Consider the following 2,738-nt stretch of genomic DNA (forward strand, 5'->3'; position numbering starts at 1 on the left):
GGCAGCAGAAGCAGGAGAACCAGATCAAGGCGATCCGGGCCTTCATCGCGCAGAAGGTCGACGTGATCATCCTCGCGCCGCTGGTGACGACCGGCTGGGACACGGTGCTGAAGGAAGCGAAGGCGGCGAAGATTCCGGTCATCCTCGAGAGCCGCAACGTCGAGGTCAAGGACCCGACGACCTGGGTCTCGTTCGTCGGCTCGGACTTCGTCGAGGAAGGGCGACGCGCCGCCCGCTGGCTGCTCGACCACACCAAGGACACGACGGGCGACGTCAACATCGTCGAGCTGCAGGGCACCGTCGGCTCCGACCCTGCGAACGACCGCAAGAAGGGTTTCGAGGAAGTGATCAAGACGAACCCACGCTACAAGGTCATCCGATCGCAGACGGGGGACTTCACGCGGTCGAAGGGCAAGGAGGTGATGGAGGCCTTCCTGAAGGCCGAAGGCAGGAAGATCAATGTCCTCTACGCACACAACGACGACATGGCGATCGGCGCCATCCAGGCCATCGAGGAGACGGGGCTGAAGCCGGGCAAGGACATCCTCGTCATCGGGGTCGACGCGGTGAAAGGCGCCTTCGAGGCCATGATGGCCGGCAAGATGAACGTGTCGGTCGAATGCAGTCCGCTGCTCGGGCCGCAACTGATGGAGGCCGCGAAGAAGGCGGCAGCGGGTGAAACACTGCCGCGCTGGATCAAGACCAACGAGGGCGTGTTCCCGCAGGAGGTCGCGGCCAAGGAGTTTCCGAATCGGAAGTATTGAGGCAGGGCGGCAGGGCGGGTTGATCTGAGCCGTGAGCCGCAAGCGGTCGAGTTCCTCGATACGCTGCTGCTCACTCGTCGTCGGCGCCGGGGCGCGGCCCCTTCGTCGCCCGGAAAGGTGCCTCGTTGCCACGGGCTGTGCGGGTCGCAAAAGTAGACCTTCACGCGCGTATTGCTCAGTGCCGCCAGCCGCGTTTCTGCGCCTGCTTCACCTCATCGGCCGTCAGCACAGCACCCTCGATCCGTGCATCCACGGCGTCCAGCACCGCACGCGGAAGCGGGCTGCCGGCTTGGCGCATGTCCGACGTGGGCGCCTGTTCGGCCGTCGCCGTGGCGACCACGGTCCAGCGATCGGCCTGGCGGCAGGCCAGGCCGGCCGTCTCTCCTGCACTGAAGGTGCGGCAGTACTGGCCCGACCTGTCGACAAAACTCAGCTGCACCGCGACGCCGGCGGCGGCCTGGCCGGCCACCTGGGCGTCAAGCGTCTTGGCGAGCTGCTGACCAGCGACGAGCCGTCCGCCAGCGTCGCTCAGCAGCACGTCGCCCGCGCCGGAGGCACCTGACCCGAGGAGCTGGACCCCGAGCACGACGCCCAGGGCGAGGCTGGCCGCCATGCCGCCCCAGGCGGCCCAGCTGGACATGCCCCGGCGCTCGTCGCGCTGCTGGCGCCGCTCGGCCAGGCCACCGACTTTCGGCGGCACAGCCTCGGCCACCGGCTCGCGCAGCAGGGCGCTGAGCCGGTCGGGCACGGGCTCGTTCAGCACGTCGCCGAAAGCCGCCGCGACACGCTGGCGTTGCCCCTTCAGGCTGCCGATGCGTTCGCGCAGGCGCGCATCCTGCTGCAAGGCCTGCTCGAGCGCATCGCGGCGTTCGCCGGCGAGTTCGCCATCGGCGTGAGCCATCAGTTCTTCATCGTTCCACGTTGTCATGGCGTACCTCCGAGCATCTGTTGCAGCGCTTCGCGCGCACGGGCGAGACGGCTGGTGAGCGTGCCCACGGGGATGTCCAGCACCTGCGCGGCTTCCTGGTAGGAGAGGCCTTCCACGAGCACCAGACCGACCACCGCTCGCTGGTCGTCGCCGAGCTGCGAGACGGCCTTGCGCACCGACATCGCGTCGACCTGGGCGTCGTTGGAGCTCACGCCCACGTGCGCGCCTTCGGCTTCGTCGAAGAAGGTCTGCCCACGCCGTTCGCGCGACCTCAGTTCGTCGATCCAGGTTGTTTGCATGATTCTGAACATCCAGCTGTCCAGACGCGTTCCAGGCGTCCACTGGTCGGTGCGCACAAGCGCCTTTTCGATCGCCATCTGCACCAGGTCGTCTGCGTCCTCCCGGGAGTGCGCCAGCGTGCGCCCGAAGCGCCGCAACCGCGGCAAGAGCGCGGCGATCTGGGTTCGCACTTCCGTTGCAGAGTTCATCATTGAAGGGGACAACGAATGGGGGATGGATTTTCTTCCATGCCCCGCTCGTTATCCTCCCGAACCACGATGAAACCGATCTTCCATCACTGCCGCTTCCGCCAGGCCCGGCGCACGGTCCGCCGTGCAGCGGGGCTTGCGCTGGCCGTCGCGGTCGTCCTGGTAACGACGCCGGCCGCCGCCCAGCTGCGCCTGCCCTCGGTCAACGTGCCAGCCCTCGGCCGGCTTCCGCAGACCAACCTGCCGGAGACCGTGCAGCAGGCGGTGCCGCTGCAGGACCTGCGCCTGCGCACCCAGCGCGACCTGGTGCGGCGCAACCCCGATCGGATCGAGCTGGACCCGGCCGGCCAGCCCGTGCGCCGCGGCGAGCTGATCTGGCTCGCACCCTCGGCGGCCGCGCTGAGCGCCGCGCAGGCGCAGGGCTTCACCGTGCTGCGCGAGCAGCTGCTCCCAGAGCTCGATCTGCGCCAGATGGTGCTGCGCGCACCGCCAGGCGACTCGCTGGCCGCGGCCGCGCAGCGCCTGCGCGCCATCGAGCCCGAAGCCGCGGTCGATTTC

Annotated in this window: 3 protein-coding genes and 1 pseudogene; 2 read left to right on the forward strand and 2 right to left on the reverse strand. The window is 68.5% G+C overall.

Going from position 1 to position 2,738, the window contains the following annotated elements; genetic code table 11:
• Positions 1-764 (forward strand): ABC transporter substrate-binding protein (locus tag AC1D12_RS30230; protein ID WP_477844938.1); only part of this gene is annotated, 764 nt, incomplete at its 5' end.
• 175 nt (positions 765-939) lie between these two features.
• On the opposite strand, the gene AC1D12_RS30235 is transcribed toward AC1D12_RS30230, so the two are convergent.
• Positions 940-1,692 carry an anti-sigma factor family protein gene (locus AC1D12_RS30235; RefSeq protein ID WP_477844939.1) on the reverse strand — a complete coding sequence of 251 codons (753 nt, stop codon included), beginning with the start codon at positions 1,690-1,692 and terminating at the stop codon, positions 940-942.
• The gene (locus tag AC1D12_RS30240; RefSeq protein ID WP_477844940.1) at positions 1,689-2,180 is read right to left on the reverse strand and encodes a sigma-70 family RNA polymerase sigma factor; all 492 of its coding nucleotides are present in this window, start codon (positions 2,178-2,180) and stop codon (positions 1,689-1,691) included. Before AC1D12_RS30240 ends, AC1D12_RS30235 begins: the two co-directional genes overlap by 4 nt.
• Positions 2,181-2,249: 69 nt before the next feature.
• On the opposite strand from AC1D12_RS30240, the pseudogene AC1D12_RS30245 reads away from it, so the two are divergent.
• Positions 2,250-2,738, forward strand: a pseudogene (locus tag AC1D12_RS30245) (hypothetical protein); the annotation flags it as partial.

The organism is Rhizobacter sp. P1_G5, assembly GCF_056405435.1.